The 22,610-nt window shown below is 70.2% G+C and carries 21 protein-coding genes and 5 tRNA genes; 16 read left to right on the forward strand and 10 right to left on the reverse strand.

What is annotated here, in order from left to right:
- The first annotated feature begins 44 nt into the window (after window positions 1-44).
- From IE247_RS28745 to purM, 6 genes are all read left to right on the forward strand, one after another.
- Entirely contained in the window at window positions 45-563 is a 519-nt protein-coding gene (locus IE247_RS28745) for an ArsR/SmtB family transcription factor (protein WP_190126235.1), read from the forward strand.
- A gap of 56 nt (window positions 564-619) precedes the next feature.
- The gene (locus tag IE247_RS28750) at window positions 620-1,558 is read left to right on the forward strand and encodes a M23 family metallopeptidase (RefSeq protein ID WP_190126236.1); all 939 of its coding nucleotides are present in this window, start codon (window positions 620-622) and stop codon (window positions 1,556-1,558) included.
- Between the two features lie 10 nt (window positions 1,559-1,568).
- Window positions 1,569-2,360: a maleylpyruvate isomerase family mycothiol-dependent enzyme gene (locus IE247_RS28755; RefSeq protein ID WP_190126237.1), complete on the forward strand. Its 792-nt coding sequence runs from the start codon at window positions 1,569-1,571 to the stop codon at window positions 2,358-2,360.
- A gap of 59 nt (window positions 2,361-2,419) precedes the next feature.
- Window positions 2,420-3,238 carry an META domain-containing protein gene (locus IE247_RS28760; protein WP_190126238.1) on the forward strand — a complete coding sequence of 273 codons (819 nt, stop codon included), beginning with the start codon at window positions 2,420-2,422 and terminating at the stop codon, window positions 3,236-3,238.
- Window positions 3,239-3,356: 118 nt separating this feature from the next.
- Window positions 3,357-4,874, forward strand: coding sequence for an amidophosphoribosyltransferase (gene purF, locus IE247_RS28765; protein WP_190126239.1), 1,518 nt, complete (start codon window positions 3,357-3,359; stop codon window positions 4,872-4,874).
- A gap of 101 nt (window positions 4,875-4,975) precedes the next feature.
- A complete protein-coding gene (purM, locus tag IE247_RS28770; RefSeq protein WP_190126240.1) occupies window positions 4,976-6,067 on the forward strand; it encodes a phosphoribosylformylglycinamidine cyclo-ligase in 1,092 nt (363 codons plus the stop codon).
- A 119-nt stretch (window positions 6,068-6,186) separates the two neighbouring features.
- On the opposite strand, the gene IE247_RS28775 is transcribed toward purM, so the two are convergent.
- On the reverse strand, window positions 6,187-6,441 hold the full coding sequence (locus IE247_RS28775) for a DUF3073 domain-containing protein (RefSeq protein WP_190126241.1): 255 nt from the start codon (window positions 6,439-6,441) through the stop codon (window positions 6,187-6,189).
- Between the two features lie 281 nt (window positions 6,442-6,722).
- Entirely contained in the window at window positions 6,723-7,814 is a 1,092-nt protein-coding gene (locus tag IE247_RS28780; protein WP_190126242.1) for a Leu/Phe/Val dehydrogenase, read from the reverse strand.
- A 156-nt stretch (window positions 7,815-7,970) separates the two neighbouring features.
- Between IE247_RS28780 and IE247_RS28785 the strand changes: the two genes are divergently transcribed.
- Both IE247_RS28785 and bldC read left to right on the forward strand, forming a co-directional pair.
- Window positions 7,971-8,810, forward strand: a complete 840-nt coding sequence (locus tag IE247_RS28785; RefSeq protein ID WP_190126243.1) for a DUF8083 family protein — start codon at window positions 7,971-7,973, stop codon at window positions 8,808-8,810.
- A gap of 477 nt (window positions 8,811-9,287) precedes the next feature.
- On the forward strand, window positions 9,288-9,494 hold the full coding sequence (bldC, locus tag IE247_RS28790; protein ID WP_003949541.1) for a developmental transcriptional regulator BldC: 207 nt from the start codon (window positions 9,288-9,290) through the stop codon (window positions 9,492-9,494).
- A 391-nt stretch (window positions 9,495-9,885) separates the two neighbouring features.
- Here the strand turns inward: bldC and IE247_RS28795 are convergent, their stop codons facing one another.
- The 3 genes from IE247_RS28795 to hrpA form a co-directional block, all read right to left on the reverse strand.
- On the reverse strand, window positions 9,886-10,068 hold the full coding sequence (locus tag IE247_RS28795) for a DUF6274 family protein (RefSeq protein WP_190126244.1): 183 nt from the start codon (window positions 10,066-10,068) through the stop codon (window positions 9,886-9,888).
- A 139-nt stretch (window positions 10,069-10,207) separates the two neighbouring features.
- Window positions 10,208-10,282 (reverse strand) — tRNA-Asp (locus tag IE247_RS28800).
- Window positions 10,283-10,376: 94 nt separating this feature from the next.
- Window positions 10,377-14,312, reverse strand: a complete 3,936-nt coding sequence (hrpA, locus tag IE247_RS28805) for an ATP-dependent RNA helicase HrpA (RefSeq protein ID WP_190126245.1) — start codon at window positions 14,310-14,312, stop codon at window positions 10,377-10,379.
- Window positions 14,313-14,498: 186 nt separating this feature from the next.
- Between hrpA and IE247_RS28810 the strand changes: the two genes are divergently transcribed.
- From IE247_RS28810 to IE247_RS28820, 3 genes are all read left to right on the forward strand, one after another.
- Entirely contained in the window at window positions 14,499-14,864 is a 366-nt protein-coding gene (locus IE247_RS28810; protein ID WP_190126246.1) for a hypothetical protein, read from the forward strand.
- Window positions 14,865-15,112: 248 nt separating this feature from the next.
- Window positions 15,113-15,928, forward strand: a complete 816-nt coding sequence (locus IE247_RS28815; RefSeq protein WP_190126247.1) for a DsbA family protein — start codon at window positions 15,113-15,115, stop codon at window positions 15,926-15,928.
- A complete protein-coding gene (locus IE247_RS28820; protein ID WP_190126248.1) occupies window positions 15,925-16,794 on the forward strand; it encodes a cytochrome c biogenesis CcdA family protein in 870 nt (289 codons plus the stop codon). The genes IE247_RS28815 and IE247_RS28820 overlap by 4 nt, the downstream gene beginning before the upstream one ends.
- A 41-nt stretch (window positions 16,795-16,835) precedes the next feature.
- On the opposite strand, the gene IE247_RS28825 is transcribed toward IE247_RS28820, so the two are convergent.
- The 4 genes from IE247_RS28825 to IE247_RS28840 form a co-directional block, all read right to left on the reverse strand.
- Window positions 16,836-16,909, reverse strand: a tRNA-Phe gene (locus tag IE247_RS28825).
- Between the two features lie 22 nt (window positions 16,910-16,931).
- Window positions 16,932-17,006: transfer RNA gene (locus IE247_RS28830), tRNA-Asp, on the reverse strand.
- Window positions 17,007-17,045: 39 nt separating this feature from the next.
- Window positions 17,046-17,118 (reverse strand) — tRNA-Glu (locus IE247_RS28835).
- Between the two features lie 233 nt (window positions 17,119-17,351).
- Window positions 17,352-17,702 carry a metallopeptidase family protein gene (locus IE247_RS28840; protein ID WP_190126249.1) on the reverse strand — a complete coding sequence of 117 codons (351 nt, stop codon included), beginning with the start codon at window positions 17,700-17,702 and terminating at the stop codon, window positions 17,352-17,354.
- A 70-nt stretch (window positions 17,703-17,772) separates the two neighbouring features.
- Between IE247_RS28840 and IE247_RS28845 the strand changes: the two genes are divergently transcribed.
- From IE247_RS28845 to IE247_RS28865, 5 genes are all read left to right on the forward strand, one after another.
- Entirely contained in the window at window positions 17,773-18,264 is a 492-nt protein-coding gene (locus IE247_RS28845; protein WP_190126250.1) for a fluoride efflux transporter FluC, read from the forward strand.
- Window positions 18,261-18,614, forward strand: a complete 354-nt coding sequence (locus IE247_RS28850; protein WP_190126251.1) for a fluoride efflux transporter FluC — start codon at window positions 18,261-18,263, stop codon at window positions 18,612-18,614. Before IE247_RS28845 ends, IE247_RS28850 begins: the two co-directional genes overlap by 4 nt.
- Window positions 18,615-18,779: 165 nt before the next feature.
- Complete coding sequence (locus IE247_RS28855; RefSeq protein WP_190126252.1) at window positions 18,780-19,376, forward strand: hypothetical protein; 597 nt, start codon at window positions 18,780-18,782, stop codon at window positions 19,374-19,376.
- A gap of 229 nt (window positions 19,377-19,605) precedes the next feature.
- Entirely contained in the window at window positions 19,606-21,948 is a 2,343-nt protein-coding gene (locus tag IE247_RS28860; RefSeq protein WP_190126253.1) for a DEAD/DEAH box helicase, read from the forward strand.
- A gap of 165 nt (window positions 21,949-22,113) precedes the next feature.
- A tRNA-Lys gene (locus IE247_RS28865) sits at window positions 22,114-22,186 on the forward strand.
- A gap of 100 nt (window positions 22,187-22,286) precedes the next feature.
- Here IE247_RS28865 and IE247_RS28870 read toward each other — a convergent pair.
- Window positions 22,287-22,601 carry a 4a-hydroxytetrahydrobiopterin dehydratase gene (locus tag IE247_RS28870; protein WP_190126254.1) on the reverse strand — a complete coding sequence of 105 codons (315 nt, stop codon included), beginning with the start codon at window positions 22,599-22,601 and terminating at the stop codon, window positions 22,287-22,289.
- Between the last annotated feature and the right edge of the window lie 9 nt (window positions 22,602-22,610).

Here is a 22,610-nt window from a genome sequence, read left to right on the forward strand (position 1 = left end):
CGTTTTTTGTTGCACGTGATTACGTACTTACGTATATTTCAGGTATGGAACTTGAGGAGCGCGTCGCCGAGCTGGAGCGCAGGCTCGCCGCGCTGGAAGAGAGCCGCGAGGCGGCCCCGCCGCCCCCCACCACAGGGGGCGATCTCTGGGCGCTGAACGGCTTCAAGGAACAGCTCGCCGGGATCGGCGCCGACACCGGCGGGGTGCTCTTCACCGGCTCCGTACGGCTGCCGACCCAGGAGCGGTACGAATGGCAGTACGGCGCGCTCACCGACGGCCTCCTCGACGACGGGGGCGACTGGGCCGCTGTGGCCGACTCCCTCGCCGCGCTGGGCCACGCCGTACGGCTGCGGCTGCTCCGCGAGATCCTCGGCGGCCGGCGCACCGCCGCCGAACTGGCCGAACTGGAGGGCCTCGGCACCACCGGCCAGATCTACCACCATCTGCGCCAGCTCACCGCCGCCGGCTGGCTGCGCACCGCCGCCCGGGGCCGCTACGAGGTGCCCGCGACACGCGTGGTGCCCCTGCTGGTCGCCCTGACGGCGGCCCGCCCACAGGCGTGACGATCCGCCGTACCGACCGCCGTACCGATTCAGACAACCGCACCCGGGGGACACACATGACCGCACGGAACCGAAAATCGCTGATGATCGCGATCCGGACGCTCTGGATCGCCGCGCTGACCCTGATCGCCGTCGATCTCTCGCTCGACCTCTCCTTCAGCATCCTGTGGATCCTCGTGCCGGGCTTCACGGCGATGGGTCTCACCGTCCTGCTGAACCAGCTCGCCGGCAAGGACCACACCCCGCGGAAGCGGCCGTTCGCCGTCGAGATCGAACCCCCGGTCGCCGGCCGCTGGACCGCGCTCAACAGCCCCGCCGACAAGACCCCCAGCCATGGGACGCACGGGTACGGTCAGACGTACGCCATCGACATCGTCGCCGAACCCGAGGGCCCCGACGCCCCGGTCCGCCCCGGTTTCGCCTGGCTCTGGCCCCTGGTCCGGCGCAACAGCGCCTTCCCCGCCTTCGGGGCCCCGCTGCTCGCCGTCGCGGACGCCACCGTCGTCCACGCCTCCGACGGCCAGCGCGACCATCTCAGCCGCAACTCCCTGCCGATGCTCGCCTATCTGCTCATCCTGGAGGGCTCGCTGCGGGACCTCGTGGGCTCGTCCACCGTCTTCGGCAACCGGATCGTGCTCGACCTCGGCGACGGCGTCCACGCGGCCTACGCACATGTCCAGCGCGGTTCGCTCACCGTCCGCGCGGGCGACCGGGTGCGGGCGGGCCAGCCCATCGCCCGCGTCGGCAACTCGGGCAACTCCACCGAGCCCCATCTGCACTTCCAGCTGATGGACGGCGCCGACCTGGACAGCGCCAAGGGCATCCCCTTCCGCTGGCGCGGCGTCGGGGTCCCCGCCAACGGCGAGACGTTCACCGCCGACGCACCCGGAGCCGCCGACGCACCCGGAGCCGGACCCGCACCCGGAGCCGGACCCGCACTCGGAGCCGGAGCCGCACCCGCGGCCGACCCGGCGCCCCTCGCCGACACGATCTAGGGTCAATGCCATGCCACCGGCCCGCAAACGCCTCCGCGCCTACGACCCCGTGAAGACCAGAACCGCCGTCCTCGCCCAGTTCGAGCAGGTCGCGGCGGCGGTCGCCACCCTCACCCCCGAGCAGCTCGCCCTGCCCACCCGGCTCGGCGACTGGACCGTGCGCGAACTCTCCGCCCATCTCTCGACGGTGCTCGGCCCGCTGCTCGAAAGCCTCGCCCTGCCCGAGCCGCCCAAGGCCGAAGTCACGCTGATGGAATGGCCCTTCCGCACGGCGGGCGCGGCGGCCGGCGTCGACGAGGTCGCCGTCGAGCTTGCCGCCGGGGCGGCCCCCGCCGAGCTGATCGCCGATGTCGCCGCCCGGATCGGGGACGCGCTCGGCCGGGCCCCCGACGACCGGACGGTGCCCACCCGCTTCGGCCCCATGCGGCTCGCGGACCACCTGGTCACCCGTACCGTCGAACTGGTCGTCCACACCGACGACCTCAACGACGCGACCGGGCTGGACATCCCCTTCGACCGGCACGCGCTCGCCACCGCCGTCCGGCTGCTCGCCGACGCCCTCGCGCTCAAGGCCCCGGGCGGCTCCGTGGAGGTGCGGATCCCGCCGTACGCCGTGGTGCAGTGCGTCGAGGGCCCCCGGCACACCCGGGGCACCCCGCCCAATGTGGTCGAGACCGACCCGCTGACCTGGGTACGGCTCGCCACCGGGCGTACGGGATGGGCGAAGGCCCTGGAGGCGGCGAAGGTCAGCGCGAGCGGCGAACGGGCCGATCTGGCCGCGCTGCTGCCGGTGCTGAGCTGAGCGAGAGACGGGCAGGGGGGCGGGGGGAACCGGACTCGGCCCCCGCCCGTCCCAGGGGCATGCGAAACGAGCTGAGCGTCCCCCTCACCGTCCTGGCCCTTCTCGCGCTCGCCGCCTGCGGCTCCGGCAGCAGCGAAGACGGCTCCGATTCCGGCTCCGGCTCCGCCAAGGCCGCGGGCGCGCCCGACCTCCCCCTCACCGGTGTGCACTGGAGCTTCGACAGCATCACCGTCGACGGGAAGAAGACGACCGCCCCCGCCGGCGCGCATGTCGAGATCACCGAGAAGGGCCGGGCCCAGGGCAGCTACGGCTGCAACCGCTTCGGCGCCACGGCGAAGCTCGACGGCGACACCGTCACCCTCGGCCCTTCGGAGATGCACCTCGTCGGCTGCGGCCCGGAGACCGATCGGTTCGAGACAAACGCGCAGCGCGTCTTCACCGGACGTCTCAAGGCCCAACTGGCGGGCAAGAAGCTCACCCTGACCACCGCCGGGGGCGACACCGTCGCCCTGACCTCACAGGACCCGGCCCCGCTCATCGGCACCACCTGGACGGTGGACTCGCTGCTCACCGGGGACGTCGCGGAGTCGCTGCCCGCCGGTACGGAGAAGTCCGCCCATCTGACCTTCACCAAGGACGGCAAGGTCCGCGGAAACCTCGGCTGCAACAACTTCAGCGCCCCCGCGAAGGTCACCGGTTCGAAGATCACCCTCGGCCGGATCACCGCCACCCGCATGATGTGCGCCGGCACGGCCGGACAGGTGGAGGCCCATCTGCTCGCCGTGCTCGACAAGGAGGTCACCTACCACCTGCTGCACCGAGGGCTCACCCTCACCGGACCGGCCGACAAACGCCTCTCCGCCGTCGCCGACAGGTAGACTTCCCGGCCCGGCCGCGGCAGAGATCCCGGCCCCCGCCCGGTGACCGGACCGTCACCGAGAGCCCACGGGTCACCCCAATTCGGACCGGTGGTCGATCTCGCCTACACTCGGTGCCGTGCCACGTGGTGACGGTCGACTCAATCACGATCTGCTCCCCGGTGAGAAAGGCCCCCAGGACGCTTGTGGCGTCTTCGGGGTCTGGGCTCCGGGTGAAGAGGTCGCAAAACTGACGTACTTCGGGCTCTACGCCCTCCAGCATCGAGGCCAGGAATCCGCCGGAATCGCGGTGAGCAACGGTTCCCAGATCCTCGTCTTCAAAGACATGGGCCTCGTCTCACAGGTTTTCGACGAAACCTCCCTCGGTTCCCTGCGCGGACATATCGCTGTCGGTCACGCGCGCTACTCGACCACTGGAGCATCCGTCTGGGAGAACGCGCAACCGACTTTCCGGGCCACGGCCCATGGCTCCATCGCCCTCGGGCACAACGGAAATCTGGTCAATACGGCCCGTCTCGCGGACATGGTCGCCGACCTGCCCCGCCAGGACGGCCGCGCCACCCAGGTGGCGGCCACCAATGACACCGATCTGGTCACCGCACTCCTCGCGGGCCAGGTGGACGACGACGGCAAGCCGCTGACCTCGGAACAGGCCGCCGCCCGAATCCTCCCCGAAGTCCGGGGCGCCTTCTCGCTCGTCTTCATGGACGAGACCACGCTCTACGCCGCCCGGGACCCCCAGGGCATCCGCCCGCTGGTGCTCGGCCGCCTCGACCGGGGCTGGGTGGTGGCCAGTGAGTCCGCCGCCCTCGACATCTGCGGTGCGAGCTTCGTCCGGGAGATCGAGCCGGGCGAGCTGATCGCCATCGACGAGAACGGCATCCGCACCTCGCGATTCGCGGAAGCGAAGCCCAAGGGCTGTGTCTTCGAGTATGTCTATCTGGCCCGCCCCGACACCGACATCGCCGGCCGGAGCGTCTATCTCTCCCGTGTGGAGATGGGCCGGAAATTGGCCAAAGAAGCTCCTGTCGACGCCGACCTGGTCATAGCGACTCCGGAGTCCGGCACCCCCGCCGCGATCGGCTACGCCGAGGCGAGCGGGATCCCCTACGGCTCCGGGCTCGTCAAGAACGCCTATGTGGGCCGGACCTTCATCCAGCCCTCCCAGACCATCCGTCAGCTCGGCATCCGCCTCAAGCTGAACCCCCTCAAGGAAGTCATCAAGGGCAAGCGGCTGGTCGTCGTCGACGACTCCATCGTCCGCGGCAACACCCAGCGCGCCCTGGTCAAGATGCTCCGCGAAGCCGGTGCGGCCGAGATCCACGTACGGATCTCCTCCCCGCCGGTGAAGTGGCCCTGCTTCTTCGGCATCGACTTCGCCACCCGCGCCGAGCTGATCGCCAACGGGATGACGATCGATGAGATCGGCACCTCCATGGGCGCCGACTCTCTGGCCTACATCTCCCTCGACGGCATGATCGAGGCGACCACCATCGCCAAGCCGAATCTCTGCCGTGCCTGCTTCGACGGCGAGTACCCGATGGAGCTTCCCGATCCCGAGCTGCTCGGCAAGCAGCTGCTCGAAACCGAGCTGGCGGGCGGCACCGACGCCGCCGACGCACTCCGCCGCCCCTAGGTTCCCGTGCTCCGCCGCATGGTGATCCACAGCGCCGTGGATCACCGGGAGGCGGCCCGCGGCCGGGGCTCCGCAGTACCGACACGAAAGCTCTCTCCGTCATGACATCTGAGTCTTCTGTACCTGCTCCGCAGGCGGGCACCGGTGCCAGCTACGCCGGCGCGGGCGTCGACATCGAAGCCGGTGACCGCGCCGTCGAGCTGATGAAGGAGTGGGTGAAGCGGACCCGCCGCCCCGAGGTCTTCGGCGGCATCGGCGGATTCGCCGGTCTCTTCGACGTCTCGGCGCTCAAGCGCTATGAGCGTCCGCTGCTGGCCACCGCCACCGACGGCGTCGGCACCAAGGTCGACCTCGCCCGCAAGCTCGGTGTGTACGACACCATCGGCCACGACCTCGTCGGCATGGTCGTCGACGACATCGTGGTCTGCGGTGCCGAGCCGCTCTTCATGACCGACTACATCTGTGTCGGCAAGGTCCACCCCGAGCGGGTCGCCGCCATCGTCAAGGGCATCGCCGAGGGCTGTGTGCTGGCCGGCTGCGCGCTGGTCGGCGGCGAGACCGCCGAGCACCCGGGCCTGCTCGGCGAGGACGACTTCGATGTCGCCGGCGCGGGCACCGGAGTGGTCGAGGCGGACCGGCTGCTGGGCGCGGATCGTATCCGTACGGGGGACACGGTCATCGCGATGGCCTCCTCCGGCCTTCACTCCAACGGGTACTCACTGGTCCGCCATGTCCTCCTGGACCGGGCGGGAATGGCCCTGGAGTCCCATGTGGAGGAGTTCGGGCGGACTCTTGGCGAAGAACTGCTCGAACCCACCAAGATCTACTCTCTGGACTGCTTGGCGCTCATCCGGACCGCCGAGGTGCATGCCTTCAGCCATGTCACCGGCGGCGGTCTTGCCAACAACCTCGCCCGTGTGGTGCCGGACGGACTGCACGCCACGGTCGACCGTTCGACCTGGACGCCCGCGCCGGTCTTCGATCTCGTCGGCAGGACCGGCCGGGTCGAGCGGCTGGAGCTGGAGAAGACGCTGAACATGGGCGTCGGCATGATCGCCGTCGTGCCCGAGGAGTCGGCGGACGCGGCGCTGACCCTCCTGAAGGACCGAGGCGTCGAGGCATGGGTCGCCGGAGAGATCACCGAGCGCGGCGATCACTCCACCGGCGCGACCCTCGTCGGCGACTACGCCTGATCAGAGGCGCGCACCAGGGCCGGGCCGCTCACATGGAGCGGCCCGACCCGAACAATGATCCGAACAGCACAGAACCCGGTCCGGAGTGATCCGGACCGGGTCAGTTGCCAGCTACGACGTCAAGCGCCGCGGCGATGTGACGACGGACCGGACTCTTCGTCCTCGTCCTCATCGTCGTTGTACATCTCCGCGTACCGCGCGTACGGGTCGTCTTCCTCGTCGTCGTCGTCCTCGAACGGCTCCGGATTCGGAGGCTGGCTCGAAGTCGAAGCGCCCAGCTCGTTGGCCAGACGCGACAGGTCAGTCCCGCCGCTGTTGTACTTCAGCTGGCGGGCGACCTTTGTCTGCTTGGCCTTGGCCCGGCCGCGCCCCATGGCTCGACCCCCTCGGTGACGGGGCTCGACGGCCCCAGAGTCTTGACACGCGTTCATGAGTCGGAACGGACTCCCCGCGGGGAGACCGGCCCGTAGGGCTTCAACGGTACCTGCTTCCGCAGCCATACGGTACGCCGCCCGCATGACGTGCCACTTCGCAGGACCCGCGAGGAGCCCCGTCCTCGCTGGTCAACTGCGATATTAACCTCTTCTTGGCGGTCGACCCGCCGACCGGGGTGAGTCTTGTCTCCCGACGCGGCGGGCCGAAGCCATGATCATCATCAGGGGCGGCGGGCCTCCGCCATCCGCTGCTCGGCGATCCGGTCCGCCGCCACGGCCGGCGGAACACCCTCCTCATTCGCACGTGCGAATATTTCCAGCGTGGTGTCGTAGATCCGGGCCGCCTTGGCCTTGCACCGGTCGAAGTCGAAGCCGTGCAGCTCGTCGGCGACCTGGATCACTCCGCCCGCGTTCACCACATAGTCGGGGGCGTAGAGGATGGAGCGGTCGGAGAGATCCTTCTCGACGCCCGGGTGCGCGAGCTGGTTGTTGGCCGCGCCGCAGACCACCTTCGCGGTGAGCACCGGCACGGTGTCGTCGCCGAGCGCACCGCCGAGCGCGCAGGGCGCGTAGATGTCCAGCCCCTCGATCCGGATCAGCGCGGCCGTGTCCGCCACCGCGGTGACCTGAGGATATTTGGCCTGAATTCGCCGTACGGATTCTTCGCGCACATCCGTGACGACAACCTCCGCGCCGTCTTGAATCAGATGGTTCACCAGGTGATGACCCACCTTGCCGACACCGGCGACCCCGACCAGCCGGCCGCTGAGCGAGGGGGACCCCCACAGGTGGTGCGCGGAGGCGCGCATGCCCTGGAAGACGCCGTACGCGGTGAGTACGGAGGAGTCGCCCGCGCCGCCGTTCTCGGGGGAGCGGCCGGTGGCCCAGCGGGTCTCGCGGGCCACCACGTCCATGTCGGCGACGTAGGTGCCGACGTCGCAGGCGGTCACATACCGCCCGCCGAGGGACTCGACGAAGCGTCCGTAGGCGAGCAGCAGCTCCTCGCTCTTGAGGGTCTCGGGGTCTCCGATGATCACTGCCTTGCCGCCGCCGTGCTCAAGGCCGGCCAGGGCGTTCTTGTACGACATCCCGCGGGCGAGGTTGAGCGCGTCGGCGACGGCCGCCGCCTCGGTCGCGTACGGATGGAAGCGGGTGCCGCCCAGGGCCGGGCCCAGGGCGGTGGAGTGGATGGCGATCACGGCTTTCAGACCGGAGGCGCGGTCCTGGCAGAGCACGACCTGCTCATGGCCGCCCTGGTCCGAGCGGAAGAGGGTGTGCAGTACATCGACGGAAGCGCCGGTCACATCGGTCACTGTGGTGACTCCCAGGTAAGAAGCGGCGGATGAGGGACCATCCTGTGGGTGGGGACGGTCCGATTGGGCACGAGGGTAAGTGCTGAACGGGCGTGGATCGGGCGCAGTGCCCAGGATCACCCCCTGGCGGAGTACGGGCAGGGAAGGATTTGCGACATGCCGGCGGTGTCCTCGGTTCTGGTCCCCTATGCGGCCTACTTGCGGGTGTACGAGCCCCTGGAGGCCTTTCCGCGCCCCGAGCGCGAGCACTGGACGCGCTATGCGCAGCGCGGCCAAACCCCCACGGCCCAGGATGAACTGCGCAGGTCACTGGCGGATTTGCTGCCCACCCCACCGGTCGCGGTGCCGGTGCGTGAGAGCGCCGACGCCTTTGTGACCGAGGTGGACGGCGTGGTGCGGATCTGTCCCTGGCGCACCCGGCTGCGGGGCTGGCTGGCCCTGGAGGAGCTGGTCCAGGAGCTTCCGCCCACGCTGCTGGACGCGGTGCTTCCGCCGGTGGTCAGGGCCCAGGCGGCGGCGGACTGGGGGCGGTGGCGCGAGCGCAATCCGGACGCCCGTCCATGGATCAGGAGCGCGGTCTGGCAGGTGCCGGTCCGCTGGTTCGTGCTCTTCGCCGACGAGGAGCGGGCCTATGAGCCGGCCGGTCCCGGCGCCGCCGCCCTGCGCTACCGCACCCCGATGGTGGAGGCCCGCCGCCGGACCGCCCGGGCGCTGAAGGCGCTGCGCGACTCCGAGGACGCGGGTCCGCTGGTCGAGGGGCTGGTCGAGGTGGGCCGGTGGCTGGAGGAGTTCCATCCGCGCTCGCTGGTGGAGCTGGACTACGGGGGCCTGGTGCACGCGCTCTCCGGGCAGCGGCTCGCCGACGATCACTCGGCGGCGGATGTGGCGGAGGGGATCGCCGCGCTGCGGTCGGGCGACGGTGACGCCGCAGAGGAGGCATATGCCCGGCTTGTGGCTCGATGGCGGGTAGTGAGGGACCTTCAATTCGCAAACTGAGCGAATGTGTGGATGATTGAGGCCTTCCGTCCAGGCCCTAGGTCCCGATCCGGGCCTTTGTCTCAAGCGTGACGGACTGCACTATCTGGGCCCTTGCGCCCATCGCCTACCCTCGTGTCAAAATAGGACAAGGAGTCCGGGGAGGGTTCCTTCCGTCCAACTAAGGGCGGAATGCTCGGCATTGCGCTCTATGGGGGGTCTGATGGCTCCTGATCACTCTGTGACTGATCGTCACTGTGGCGTGACTGTCCGCTATGGCCTGGTCCATCGGCGTTCAGCCACTGATGAACACCTCAGAGGGCAATTCCGTCGGTTTGGCCGACGTGGCTGGACAGATGGTGTAGTTGTAGTGCCGAGGACAAGCCGTTCGTCCTATAACCGACTCGGCCCGCGTCCGCCATTTCGGGCAACGCGGGTCAAGGTGCAGAATTTAGAGGAATGAACCGAGAAGGTTCGGTTCTCCCGAGGAGGCCGCTCATGACCGCTCGCACCCCTGATGCCGAGCCGCTGCTGACCCCGGCTGAGGTTGCCACGATGTTCCGCGTGGACCCGAAGACGGTGACCCGCTGGGCGAAGGCAGGCAAGCTCACGTCGATTCGTACGCTCGGCGGACATCGCCGGTACCGCGAGGCAGAGGTACGCGCACTGCTCGCGGGTATCCCGCAGCAGCGCAGCGAGGCCTGAGAGCCTCGCAGACCGGGCCTTTCCGGGACCCCCATCCCGGTTGAGCCCACCTTTTGAGATGTTGCTCCACCCGCCTGATGTCTGCCCCAACAGACCTCGGACATCGATCGCGCTGGACTCCGCCGGGTCCAGCGCGATTTTTTTTTGTGCGCGGGGGCACTGCGGCGCCGGCCTCGGCCAGGGTGCGGAAGCTATGGCTCCGGGGGAGGGTGCCCAAGCTGTGGGACGGCCGCTCAAGGGGTAGTGCAATTGCACATATTAAATTGGTTGGTTGTAGGCGGGCGTTAAGCACCTGGGTTCTGAAAACCTATACGGTGACACCCGTCACACTGTGCAGCCCTTGCCATTGTCGAGCGTGTCACTTCCGGAGCCGGGTTCCATCGGGCCGAAGTCACTCACCGCCGGGACCTTCGTCCTCGGTGTGGGCGCGGGGGTCGGAGGGCTCCATGGCGAGCCGCAGCAGGCGGTGGCAGACCGCGCAGTGCCTTGTGAGATGCCGGTAGCCGGATGCGGCCGCCAGATGGGCCCGCAGGAGTGCTCTGGTCTCGTGTCGTCTCGCCGTGGCCGTCGCCATGCGCGTCACCTCCGCCGGTGGTGTGTGCGCTCGGGCCCGCGATGGGCCTTAAGGAGTGGGTACCGGGGGAGGGGGAGGCCGTCAAGGCGGCGGGGTACGGCGAAGGCCCGCATCCCTGAGGGATGCGGGCCTTCAACTGCGGTCCTGACGGGATTTGAACCCGCGGCCTCCACCTTGACAGGGTGGCGAGCACTCCAAGCTGCTCCACAGGACCAGGTTTCGCAGTCCGATTGTTGCGTTGGCCTGCGAGATGAAACTGTACAGCAGCACCGGCCCGGCGGTCGAACTCGCTCTGGGTGACAGGGGTGTCACGGGGCCAGGGCGTCGATCGCCTTCACGATGCGCTTGTCGGAGACGGGGTACGCGGTGCCCAGGGCGTGGGCGAAATAGCTCACCCGCAGCTCCTCGATCATCCAGCGGACGTCCCGCACCTCCTGTGGCACGGGCCGCCCCTTGGGGAGCTGTTCCAGCAGCCAGGCGTACTCGTCCTGCATCTCGTGGACCTTCTCCATGCGGGTGGTGTCGCGCTGGACGGAGGTCGGCATCTGCTGGAGCCTGCGGTCCACGGCGACCAGATAGCGCATCAGGTCCGGGAGCCGCCGCAGTCCGGTGCGGGTGACGAAGCCGGCCGGCACGAGGGCCGCCAGCTGCTCCCGTACGTCCTGGACGTTGTTGATCAGCGTCAGGCTCTTGGTGGCCTTCAGACGGCGCTCACAGGCCTGCCAGGCGGCCAGGATCTGCTGCACCTGGCCCACCGTGCGCACGGTGGTGTCCACCAGGTCGGCGCGGACCGAGTCGTAGAGCTTCCGGTAGGACTCCTCGTCCCACGCGGGGCCGCCGTGGTCGGCGAGCAGCTTGTCCGCCGCCGCCGTCGCGCAGTCGTCGAAGAGGGCCTGTATCGAGCCGTGCGGATTGCCGGAGAGCGCGAGCTTCTGCTGATTGGTGAGCTTGTCCGAGGCGAACTTCGCCGGGTTCACCGGGATGTTCAGCATGATCAGCTTCCGGGTGCCCCGCCACATCGCCTGGCGCTGCTCGGCCTGGGTGTCGAAGAGGCGTACGGAGACGGTCTCGCCCGTCTCCACCAGCGCCGGGTAGGCCTTGACGGGCTGTCCCGCCCGCCGGGTCTCGAAGACCTTGCTGAGGGAGCCGATGGTCCAGTCCGTGACGCCCGTGCGCTCGATCGACTCGCCCGCGGGGCCCGCCGTCGCCGCGGCGGCCTGGGAGAGCGCCTGGCGGGCCTTGGGGCGCAGCTTCAGCTTCAGCGCCTCCAGGTCCTTGTCCTCGGCGAGCTTGCGCCGCCGCTCGTCCACGATCCGGAAAGTGATCTTCAGATGGTCGGGGACCCTGGCCAGGTCGAAGTCCTCCGGGGAGACGGGGACCCCGACCATCCGCTGGAGTTCGCGCGCGAGCGTCACCGGCAGCGGCTCCTGGAGCGGAACCGCGCGCTCCAGGAACTTCCCGGCGTAGTTCGGCGCGGGCACGTAATGGCGGCGGATCGGCTTCGGCAGCGAGCGGATCAGCTCGATCACGACCTCTTCGCGCAGCCCGGGGATCTGCCAGTCGAATCCGCCGTCGGTGACTTGATTCAGTACCTGGAGGGGGATGTGGACGGTGACTCCGTCCGCGTCCGCACCTGGCTCGAATTGATAGGTCACCCGGAACTTCAGCCGCCCCTGTCGCCAGGAGTCCGGATAGTCGTCCTTGGTGACCGCGCCGGCCTTCTCATTGATGAGCATCTCGCGCTCGAAGTCGAGAAGCTCGGGCTCCTCCCGGTGTTTCCGCTTCCACCAGGAGTCGAAGTGCGCGCCCGACACGACATCGTCGGGCACCCGGCGGTCGTAGAAGTCGAAGAGGGTCTCGTCGTCCACCAGGATGTCGCGCCGCCGGGCGCGGTTCTCCAACTCCTCGACCTCGGTGAGAAGCCGGCGGTTGGCGGCGAAGAATTGGTGATGGGTGCGCCAGTCGCCCTCGACGAGAGCGTTGCGGATGAAAAGATCCCGCGACACCTCGGGGTCGATCCGGCCGTAGTTCACCTTGCGCTGCGCGACGATCGGCACCCCGTACAGCGTGACCTTCTCGTACGCCATCACCGCTGCCTGGTCCTTCTCCCAGTGCGGCTCGCTGTAGGTGCGCTTGAGCAGATGCCCGGCGAGCGGCTCGACCCACTCCGGCTCGATCTTCGCGTTGACCCGGGCCCAGAGCCGTGAGGTCTCCACCAGCTCGGCGGACATCACCAGCCGGGGGGGCTTCTTGAAGAGCGCGGAACCGGGGAAGACGGCGAATTTGGCACCGCGTGCGCCGAGGTACTCGTTTTTGGCCTCAGTGTCTTTCAGGCCAATGTGCGAGAGCAGTCCGGAGAGCAGCGAGATATGGACACTCGTCTCCGGGCCGTCCTCCTCGTTGATGTGAATCCCCATGGTCTTGGCGACCTGGCGGAGCTGGGCGTAGATGTCCTGCCACTCGCGGATCCGCAGGAAGTTCAGATACTCCTGTTTGCACATGCGGCGGAAACTGGAGGAGCCGCGTTCCTTCTGCTGCTCCCGGACATAGCGCCAGAGATTGAGGTAGGCGAGGAAGTCGGAGGTCTCGTCCTTGAAGCGGGCGTGCTGCTGATCGGCCTGGGTCTGCTTCTCGGCAGGCCGCTCGCGCGGGTCCTGGATGGAGAGCGCGGCGGCGATCACCATCACCTCGCGGACGCAGCCGTTCTTGTCGGCCTCGACGACCATCCGGGCCAGCCGGGGGTCGACCGGAAGCTGGGAGAGCTTGCGTCCGAGCGGGGTGAGCTTCTGCCCCTTCTTCCCCTCCTGGGGGGACTTCTGCGCCAGGTCGAAGGCGCCCAGCTCCTGGAGCAGCTGCACGCCGTCGCGGATGTTGCGGTGGTCCGGCGGGTCGATGAAGGGGAACTTCTCGATGTCGCCGAGGCCGGCCGCCGTCATCTGGAGGATGACCGAGGCCAGATTGGTGCGGAGGATCTCGGCGTCGGTGAACTCGGGACGGGCGTCGAAGTCGTCCTCGGAGTAGAGCCGGATGCAGATGCCGTCGGAGGTACGGCCGCAGCGGCCCTTGCGCTGATTGGCGCTGGCCTGGCTGATCCGCTCGATGGGCAGCCGCTGGACCTTGGTGCGATGGCTGTAGCGGGAGATCCGGGCGGTGCCGGGGTCGATGACGTACTTGATGCCCGGGACGGTCAGCGAGGTCTCGGCGACATTGGTCGCCAGAACGATCCTGCGGCCGGTGTGGGCCTGGAAGACCCGGTTCTGCTCGGCGTGCGAGAGCCGGGCGTACAGCGGCAGGACCTCGGTGAAGCGGTAGTTCCTCTTGTTCAGCGCGTCCGCCGTGTCGCGGATCTCGCGCTCGCCGGAGAGGAAGACGAGGACATCGCCCTTGCCCTCGCCCTGGAGTTCCTCGACGGCTTCGCAGATCGCGGTGATCTGGTCGCGGTCGCTCTCCTCGCTGTCGTCCTCCAGGAGCGGGCGGTAGCGGACCTCGACCGGGTAGGTGCGACCGCTGACCTCGACGATCGGGGCGTCGCCGAAGTGGCGCGAGAACCGCTCGGGGTCGATGGTCGCGGAGGTGATGACGACCTTGAGGTCCGGCCGCTTGGGCAGTAGCTGGGCGAGGTAGCCGAGGAGGAAGTCGATGTTGAGCGAGCGCTCGTGGGCCTCGTCGATGATGATCGTGTCGTAGGCGCGCAGCTCGTGGTCGGTCTGGATCTCGGCGAGCAGGATGCCGTCCGTCATCAGCTTGACGAAGGTGTCGCCGCCGACCTGGTCGGTGAAGCGGACCTTCCAGCCGACGGCCTCGCCGAGCGGGGTGTTCAGCTCCTCGGCGACGCGCTCGGCGACCGTGCGGGCCGCGATCCGTCTCGGCTGGGTGTGGCCGATCATGCCGCGCACCCCCCGGCCCAGCTCCATACAGATCTTGGGGATCTGGGTCGTCTTTCCGGACCCGGTCTCCCCCGCGACGATCACCACTTGGTGGTCGCGTATCGCGGCGAGGATCTCGTCCCGTTTCTGGCTGACCGGCAGCTGTTCGGGATAGCTGATCGGGGGGATCCGCTCGGCGCGGCGGGTCACCCGCGCGGCGGATTTTCCGGCCTCGGCGGCGATCTCGTCCAGCACGGCCTGCCGCGCCTCGGGCTTACGGATGCGGCGGGCCCCTTCCAGACGGCGGCCCAGCCGGTGGGCGTCGCGGAGCGACACCCCCGCCAGCAGCGTCTGAAGGTCGGCGAAGGAAGTAGACATACGGCTCCCAGGATCGCACCCCCGTCAAAGCACTGGCGAACCCATTTCCCCCGGAAGCTGGTGCAGTATGGAACAGATCATTCAGCCGCCCTCGGCCGCGCTGTCCGGAGCCGGGGGTTCCGCTCTTCCGTACGTCTGCCAGACGTCTGCCGAACGTCTCCCACACGGGAAGGAAACCGCGCGTCCATGCAGCTCAGCCGCGTCCGCCGGAGCGCACTGCTGCCGGTCTTCGCGTCCGTGCTGCTGGCGATGGTCCTCGCGCTGGTGGTGGCCCTGTGCCCGCCGTCGTACGCGGACACCGCCCGGAGCGCGGTCCCGGTGGCGCAGGACCGGACGCCCGGCTGCGGCAGCGGGGCGGACGGCGACCGGGGGGCGCACCCCGCGCCGCCCTCGCGCGGCGGGGTCTCGTACGAGCCCGCGCCGGTCCCGTACGACACACACGGCGCCGGCGGTGCGCCGGGGAGCGCCCCGTGCGCCGGGGCGGCGCCCGATCGCGTCCCGGCCCCGCTGGACCCGCCGACTCCGCTGGATCTGTCCATCCTGCGCCTTTAGCGCCCTCAGGCCCGGGCTCCACCCTCGGATGCCCGCTTTGTCGCTTTTTCTGACCCGGTATCGCAGCCGTTTTCTGACCCGGTATCGCAGCCGCTCCCTCTCTCCGGGGCCTGCCCTCGCCACGGCCTGTTCCGTCGTTCCGCCGCTCGGCCCACTGCCGGGGCCCGGCCGGACGGCCCCATTCCGCTCATGCTCGGCCCGCTCTCGCTCAGCTCTCGTTCAGCTCTCGCTCAGGAGTAACCACCCTCATGTCCCCCTCCCCCCGGCCCGCTCAGAAACGGCCCTCCGCCTCCGCCCGCAAGCCGCTGCTCATCGGCGCGGGCGTCGTCGCCGCGGCCCTGCTGCTCGGCTACGCCTCGTACAGCGCGACCAAGCCCGAGGACGCGCCCGCCGCCCGGACACCGGCGGCCGCCGCCTCCGCGGAGCCCTCCGCCGACGCCGATCCGCGGGGCGGCGCTTACGCCGCGCTGGAGAAACTCGCCCGCCGCGAGGCGAAGGACCCGCTCTCGACCGGCCGGGCGGACGCCCCCGTCGTCATGGTCGAGTACGCCGACTTCAAGTGCGGCTACTGCGGAAAGTTCGCCCGGGACACCGAACCCGAACTGATCGAGAAGTATGTGAAGAGCGGGGTGCTGCGCATCGAGTGGCGCAACTTCCCGATCTTCGGCGAGGAGTCGGAGGCCGCCGCCCGCGCCGCCTGGGCGGCCGGCCGACAGGGCCGGTTCTGGCAGTTCCACTCCGCCGCGTACGCCGAAGGGGCGAAGGAGAAGGGGTACGGCCCGGACCGGCTGAAGGCGCTCGCGAAGGAGGCGGGCGTCGCCGACGCGGCCCGGTTCGCCCGGGACCTGGACAGCGAGGAGGCCAGGGCGGCGGTCAAGCGGGACCAGGACGAGGCCTATGGGCTGGGCGCGGCCTCCACCCCGTCCTTCCTGGTCAACGGACGGCCGATCGCGGGCGCTCAGCCCATGGGGACCTTCACCGAGGCGATCGAATCGGCGCTCGCGGCGACCGGGAAGCCTTCGGGGAAGCCTTCCGGGAAGCCTTCCGAGAAGGCCGGGCGATGACCGACATCGGCTATCTCGCCGCCTTCCTCGGGGGACTGCTCGCCCTGGTCAGCCCGTGCAGCGCCCTCCTGCTGCCCGCGTTCTTCGCGTACTCGCTCGACTCGGCGGGCCGGCTGCTGCTGCGCACCGGGATCTTCTACGCCGGTCTCGCGACCACCCTGGTCCCCCTCGGGGTGGCCGGCTCCTACGCGGGCCGGTTCTTCTACGGCAACCGCGATCTGCTGGTCGCGGCCGGCGGCTGGCTGATCATCGCGCTCGGCACGGCCCAGATCCTCGGCCTGGGCTTCGCCTCCCGCCGCGCCGCCCGGCTCTCCGGCCGGATCCGCCCGACCACCGCCCTCCCCGTCTACGCGCTCGGCCTTGTCTACGGTCTCGCGGGCTTCTGTGCGGGCCCCATCCTCGGCAGTGTGCTGACGGTGTCCGCGCTGAGCGGCAGCCCGGTCTACGGCGGTCTGCTGCTGGCCGTCTACGCCCTGGGCATGGCGGTGCCGCTCTTCGTGCTGGCCCTGCTCTGGGAGCGGCACGAGCTGGGCCGCCGCCGCTGGCTGCGGGGCCGTCCCCTTCGCCTCGGCCCGCTGCGGGCGCACTCCACCTCGCTCATCTCCGGTCTGTTCTTCATCGTCCTCGGGTCCCTCTTCCTCGTCTTCGACGGGACGACGGCCCTGCCCGGCCTGCTCTCGGTGGACGAGTCCTTCGCCGCCGAGCGCTGGGCGGGCGAACTGGGCGAGGCGGTCCCGGACTGGGCGCTGCTCATCGTCCTGGTGGCGGTGGCCGCGATGACCCTGGGCGCGCGGGGCTGGAGGCGCCGCACGGAGCGGGACGCCGAGGCGGCCGGGGCCGGAGCCGGGGCAGGGAAGGAGGCGTAACGGCGAGAGGCCCCGTCCACTGGACGGGGCCTCTCGGGCTGTGGCTGGGGCCGGGATCGAACCGGCGACCTATCGCTTTTCAGGCGATCGCTCGTACCAACTGAGCTACCCAGCCACGCGACTCTGATGAGTCACAGCGGTCCTGACGGGATTTGAACCCGCGGCCTCCACCTTGACAGGGTGGCGAGCACTCCAAGCTGCTCCACAGGACCAAGCATTGTGTGAGCACAAGACTCACACAAAGTATTGCGTGCCCCCAACGGGATTCGAACCCGTGCTACCGCCTTGAAAGGGCGGCGTCCTGGGCCACTAGACGATGAGGGCTAAGGGCCCGCCTGCGCGCCTTCCAGCGCGTCGGGGACGTGAGAAGCATATGGGATGGCGGGAGGTATCGCCAAAACGCTTTTCCCGGGGGTGGAGCGGGCGGGCTCCTGCCGCGCCGTACGGGGGGGGCGTACGAGGCCGTACGGGGTGGCACGAGCGGCCGGGGCCGTACGGCTGTACGGGTGTTCGTCGCTGAACGTCGCTGAAGGGGAGGGACCGGCTCGGCCCGTGGCTCAGCCCCAGCCCAGCTCGTGCAGCCGGTCGTCCTCGATCCCGAAGTGGTGGGCGATCTCGTGGACGACGGTCACGGCGACCTCGTGGACCACGTCCTCCGCGGTCTCGCAGTAGCGCAGGGTCGGGCCCATGTAGATCGAGATCCGGTCCGGCAGCACCCCCGCGTACCACTCGCCACGCTCCGTGAGCGGCGTCCCCTCATAGAGCCCCAGCAGCTCCGGATCGGACGGGTCCGGTTCGTCCTCGACAAATACGGCCACGTTGTCCATGACCCGGGTCAGCTCGGGCGGAATCGTGTCCAGGGCCTCGGCCACCAGCTCTTCGAAGGCGTCGCGCGTCATCTCCAGCACCTGGCCATTGTCCGGGACGAGCGCCGATTCCGGCGTCCGGCGGGGGAATCCCCCACGGCCCGGGGCGAGAATGGCTCCCGTGGCGACACGCGTACCGCGAGTGAGACCGGACGAGGACGACTTCCCGGAGCCCGGGCGACGGCGGGCCGAGCCGTCCGGCCCCCGGCTGTGGACGCTCCTCGCGGTGATCGCCGCGGGCGGCGCGGCCGGGGCGCTGACCCGGTACGCGATCACCCTGGCCCTGCCCCCCGGCGACGGCTTCCCCTGGGCCACCCTCATGGTCAACGCCGCCGGGTCCGCCCTGATCGGCGTGGTGATGGTGCTGGTCGGCGAGGGCCGGGGCCGCTGGGGGCATCCGCTGGCGCGCCCGTTCGCCGGGGTGGGGGTGCTCGGCGGCTTCACCACCTTCTCGGCGTACGCGATGGACTTCCGCGAGCTGCTGGCGCGCGGCGAGCAGTGGATCGCGCCGGCGTACGCGGGGGGAACGGTGCTCGCCTGCTTCACCGCCGTCTGGGCGGGCACGGCTCTGACCAGGGCATTCGTCAGAAGGATTCCACGGTGAACTGGCTCCTCGTCGCCCTCGGCGCGGCCGTCGGCGCGCCCCTGCGCTTTCTCGTCGACCGGGCGATCGGGGCCCGCCACGGCTCGCCCTTCCCCTGGGGCACCCTCACCGTCAACGCGGCGGGCTGTCTGCTGCTGGGGGCGCTCGCGGGGGTCGCGGTCTCCTCACCGGCGTACGCCCTGCTCGGTACGGGGTTGTGCGGCGTGCTCACCACGTACTCGACCTTCTCGTACGAGACGCTCCTGCTCGCCGAGCGCGGGCGGGCGGCTCTCGCGGCGGCGAACACGGCCGCGTCCCTGTTCGTGGGGATCGGATCGCTTTTCCTGGGGCTGGAGTTGGCGCGCGGCTGAGAGGCCGGGCGGCCGTCGGCGGGGCGCTGCGCGCGGACCGTTGCCGGATACAGCGGTGTGGGTCGTGTACTTGTCAGGCATGGGGGCGTGTCCCTTGTGGGGCGCGGGGAGTTGGGCAGTGAAACCTGTGTTCTGTCCCCTGTGCTGTTCCCCGGAGGTGCCCTCGTGCGCCATTTGTCCGTCCCCGGCCGTCTGGCTGTCGCGTTCGCCGCCTCACTGGCGCTCGCGTCCTCGGCCGGCTGTATGAGCGTGAGCGACGACAAGAGCGGAAGCCCCGCCCCCAGCAAGTCGGACGACCGGCCGGACACCGCGCCCGAGCCGGACGGCGGCCATGTGGGACCGGGCGGCGGGCGGCACGCGGGCGGCCGGCCCGCCGTGAGCCCCGGCAGATCCGGCGAGCGCGAGCGCGCCGCCGTGCCGAAGCCGCCCGCGAGCCCGAGCGGCGGGGCGACGGCGGCGGCCCGGTCCACGCCCAAACCGTCCACGGGCCCGGTGCGCCCGAAGCCCGCCGGTCCCACCCCCGAGCCGACCCAGACCCCGTCCGCCACCCCCGTACCGCCGTCCTCCACGCCGCCGCCGAAGGAGACGCCGACGTCCGAGCCGCCGAAGGAGACCCCCACGGAGCAGCCCACCGAGCCCACCGAGCAGCCGTCGGCCTCCTCGGCCCCCGAGGTCCACGCGGGGGCGATGCGTACGGCGGAGGCGTACGGCCGGGGGATGCGCGGCGAGCCGATGGCCTCGCCGCGGCTGGGCCCGGTGTGAGGGGCGTGCGGAGGGGCGTGTAATGCGGGTCACTCCGATGTGGTTTGCCTTGGGCGGGGGAGGGTGCGTATGGTGGTAGATCGTTTGATCCCATTGCCCGGCGCCGAAAAAGAAGCGCGCCGTGTGGCGCGTACTCTCCCTAGCCGTGGCTGACCGCATAGAGGCGGTCGAATTGCGAAATCACGGAGTTTGGGCGCGTGCCGAGACTCCGGAAGGTTTCGCATTTCGCATGTCCACTTTCAGTACTGATCACGCCGTCATGCCCGAGAACAACGACGAGACCGTCGCCGAGACCGCTGTGGTCGCCGAGGTCTCCGAGGTTGTCGAGACCCCCGAGGTCGTTGAGATCATCGAGGTCTCCGACGTCGTTGAGGTCGCCGAGGTGACCGAGGTCGTCGAGACCGCTGAGGTCTCCGAGACCACTGAGGCCGCCGAGACTGCCGAGTCCTTCGAGGACTCCGCCGACTCCGACGCGGATGCCGACGCCGACGCCGAGCCGACCCTCACCTTCGGTGACCTGGGTCTGCCCGAGGGCGTCGTCCGCAAGCTGGCGCAGAACGGCGTCACCTCCCCCTTCCCGATCCAGGCCGCGACCATCCCGGACGCCCTGGCCGGCAAGGACATCCTCGGCCGCGGCCGTACCGGCTCCGGCAAGACGCTCTCCTTCGGCCTCCCGCTGCTGGCGACGCTCTCCGGCGGCCACACCGACAAGAAGAAGCCGCGCGGCGTCATCCTGACCCCGACCCGTGAGCTGGCCATGCAGGTCGCGGACGCGCTCCAGCCGTACGGCGACGTCCTCGGCCTGAAGATGAAGGTCGTCTGCGGCGGTACGTCCATGGGCAACCAGATCTACGCCCTGGAGCGCGGTGTCGACATCCTCGTCGCCACCCCGGGCCGACTGCGCGACATCATCAACCGCGGCGCCTGCTCCCTGGAGCAGGTCCAGGTCACGATCCTGGACGAGGCCGACCAGATGTCCGACCTGGGCTTCCTGCCCGAGGTCACCGAGCTGCTCGACCAGGTTCCGTCCGGCGGCCAGCGCATGCTGTTCTCCGCCACGATGGAGAACGAGATCAGCACCCTGGTCAAGCGCTACCTGTCGAACCCGGTCACCCACGAGGTCGACAGCGCCCAGGGCAATGTCACCACCATGACCCACCACGTCCTCGTCGTGAAGCCGAAGGACAAGGCGCCGGTCACGGCCGCCATCGCCGCCCGCAAGGGCCGCACCATCATCTTCGTCCGCACCCAGCTGGGCGCGGACCGCATCGCCGAGCAGCTCCGCGAGGCGGGCGTCAAGGCCGACGCCCTCCACGGCGGCATGACCCAGGGCGCGCGTACCCGCACGCTGGCCGACTTCAAGGACGGCTACGTCAACGCGCTCGTCGCGACCGACGTCGCCGCCCGAGGCATCCACGTCGACGGCATCGACCTGGTCCTCAACGTGGACCCGGCCGGCGACCACAAGGACTACCTCCACCGCTCCGGCCGTACCGCCCGTGCCGGCAAGTCCGGTGTGGTCGTCTCCCTGTCGCTGCCGCACCAGCGCCGTCAGATCTTCCGTCTGATGGAGGACGCGGGCGTCGACGCCTCGCGCCACATCGTCGGCGGCGCCGGCGCCTTCGACCCCGAGGTCGCCGAGATCACCGGTGCGCGCTCGCTCACCGAGGTCCAGGCCGACTCCGCCAACAACGCCGCCAAGCAGGCCGAGCGCGAGGCCGCCGACCTGGCCCGCCAGCTGGAGCGCGTCCAGCGCCGCGCGACCGAGCTCCGCGAGGAGGCCGACCGCCTGGTCGCCCGTGCCGCCCGCGAGCGCGGTGACGACCCGGAGACCGCCGTCGCCGCCGTCACCGAGGCCGCCGAGGCCGAGCTGGAGGCCGCCGTGGCCGCCGCCGCGGTGCCCGAGCAGCAGCAGACCGACCGTCGCGACGACCGCGGCAACTTCGACCGCCGTGGCGGTGGCCGTTCCTTCGACCGCCGCGACGAGCGCCCCTCCTCGGGCGGCTTCCGCCGTGACGACCGTCGCGACGACCGCCGTGACGACCGTGGCGGCCGTTCCTTCGACCGTCGTGACGAGCGTCCCTCGTCCGGTGGTTTCCGCCGTGACGAGCGTCCCTCGTCCGGTGGTTTCCGTCGCGACGACCGTCCGTCCTCGGGTGGTTTCCGTCGCGACGACCGCCCCTCCTCGGGCGGTGGCCGTTCCTTCGACCGTCGTGACGAGCGTCCCTCGTCCGGTGGTTTCCGTCGCGACGACCGCCCGTCCTCCGGCGGCTTCCGCCGTGACGACCGCCCCTCGGGTGGTTTCCGCAGCGACGACCGCCGTGACGAGCGCCCCTCCTCGGGCGGCTTCCGTCGCGACGACCGCCCCTCCGGCGGCCACCGCGGCAGCGACCGTCCGTTCAACCGCGACCGTCGCGACGACCGTCCGTCCTCCGGCGGCGGCTTCCGCGCCGGCTCCACCGACCGCCCCTACGCCCGCCGCGACGACCACCGCGGCGGCACCGGCACCGGCACGAACACCGGCTCCTTCGGCCGTCGTGACGACAAGCCCCGCTGGAAGCGCAACGGCTGATTGACCCCGCGGGGCCCGTACCTCCCCCGAGGCACGGGCCCCGCCCCCTTTTCCCCACCCCCGGCCGCCCCCTGACGGCCCCTCCGCCCCACTTCGGCACTCCGTGATCGGATACCCGATCGGCGCACGCGCCAGGGCCAGCTATGCTCGGGGATGAGTTGCCGAGGGCCGTTAGCTCAATTGGCAGAGCAGCGGACTTTTAATCCGTTGGTTGTGGGTTCGAGTCCCACACGGCCTACCGGCCGCAGGGGCGGGCGCAAGCCCGTGACCTGCGAAGAAGCGCCCCACCCGAGTCCAACCGGGTGGGGCGCTTCCGTGTTTCCCGGACGCGGCCCCCGTCACCGCCCCGTCGAACGGGCCCCGTGCTCGTCAGCCAGTGCGGTGATGCGGGCTGCCATGGCGGTGTCGAGGGCGGTGATCGCGCCCCCCGCGTCGTGGGTGTTGAGGGCGAAGCCGATCGTCCCGTAGAGGACGGTGACCTCGGCGTGGTGGTTGGCTTCGTCCTCGGCGGCGGCGACGGCGGTGTAGAGGGCGGGGACGGCGGAGCGGTCGGCTTTGAAGGTCGCGGTGAGCTTTCCGTCCCGGACGCTCCAGCCGGGGAGGTCGGTGAGAGCCTGGGCGAGTTCGGTGTCGGTCAGCGGGATGGCGCCCATGGGGTTGCT

This window comes from Streptomyces inusitatus, from assembly GCF_014651115.1.
GTDB classification, from domain to species: domain Bacteria; phylum Actinomycetota; class Actinomycetes; order Streptomycetales; family Streptomycetaceae; genus Streptomyces; species Streptomyces amakusaensis.

Excerpts from the sequence above, each read along its gene's own strand:
- IE247_RS28860 (WP_190126253.1), top strand. The coding sequence starts at position 19,606 with ATGTCCACTTTCAGTACTGATCACGCCGTCATGCCCGAGAACAACGAC.
- IE247_RS28755 (WP_190126237.1), top strand. The coding sequence starts at position 1,569 with ATGCCACCGGCCCGCAAACGCCTCCGCGCCTACGACCCCGTGAAGACC.
- IE247_RS28795 (WP_190126244.1), bottom strand. The coding sequence starts at position 10,068 with ATGGCGACGGCCACGGCGAGACGACACGAGACCAGAGCACTCCTGCGG.
- bldC (WP_003949541.1), top strand. The coding sequence starts at position 9,288 with ATGACCGCTCGCACCCCTGATGCCGAGCCGCTGCTGACCCCGGCTGAG.
- IE247_RS28820 (WP_190126248.1), top strand. The coding sequence starts at position 15,925 with ATGACCGACATCGGCTATCTCGCCGCCTTCCTCGGGGGACTGCTCGCC.
- hrpA (WP_190126245.1), bottom strand. The coding sequence starts at position 14,312 with ATGTCTACTTCCTTCGCCGACCTTCAGACGCTGCTGGCGGGGGTGTCG.
- IE247_RS28810 (WP_190126246.1), top strand. The coding sequence starts at position 14,499 with ATGCAGCTCAGCCGCGTCCGCCGGAGCGCACTGCTGCCGGTCTTCGCG.
- IE247_RS28785 (WP_190126243.1), top strand. The coding sequence starts at position 7,971 with ATGCCGGCGGTGTCCTCGGTTCTGGTCCCCTATGCGGCCTACTTGCGG.
- IE247_RS28815 (WP_190126247.1), top strand. The coding sequence starts at position 15,113 with ATGTCCCCCTCCCCCCGGCCCGCTCAGAAACGGCCCTCCGCCTCCGCC.
- IE247_RS28870 (WP_190126254.1), bottom strand. The coding sequence starts at position 22,601 with ATGGGCGCCATCCCGCTGACCGACACCGAACTCGCCCAGGCTCTCACC.
- IE247_RS28750 (WP_190126236.1), top strand. The coding sequence starts at position 620 with ATGACCGCACGGAACCGAAAATCGCTGATGATCGCGATCCGGACGCTC.
- IE247_RS28760 (WP_190126238.1), top strand. The coding sequence starts at position 2,420 with ATGCGAAACGAGCTGAGCGTCCCCCTCACCGTCCTGGCCCTTCTCGCG.
- IE247_RS28775 (WP_190126241.1), bottom strand. The coding sequence starts at position 6,441 with ATGGGGCGCGGCCGGGCCAAGGCCAAGCAGACAAAGGTCGCCCGCCAG.
- IE247_RS28745 (WP_190126235.1), top strand. The coding sequence starts at position 45 with ATGGAACTTGAGGAGCGCGTCGCCGAGCTGGAGCGCAGGCTCGCCGCG.
- purM (WP_190126240.1), top strand. The coding sequence starts at position 4,976 with ATGACATCTGAGTCTTCTGTACCTGCTCCGCAGGCGGGCACCGGTGCC.
- IE247_RS28845 (WP_190126250.1), top strand. The coding sequence starts at position 17,773 with ATGGCTCCCGTGGCGACACGCGTACCGCGAGTGAGACCGGACGAGGAC.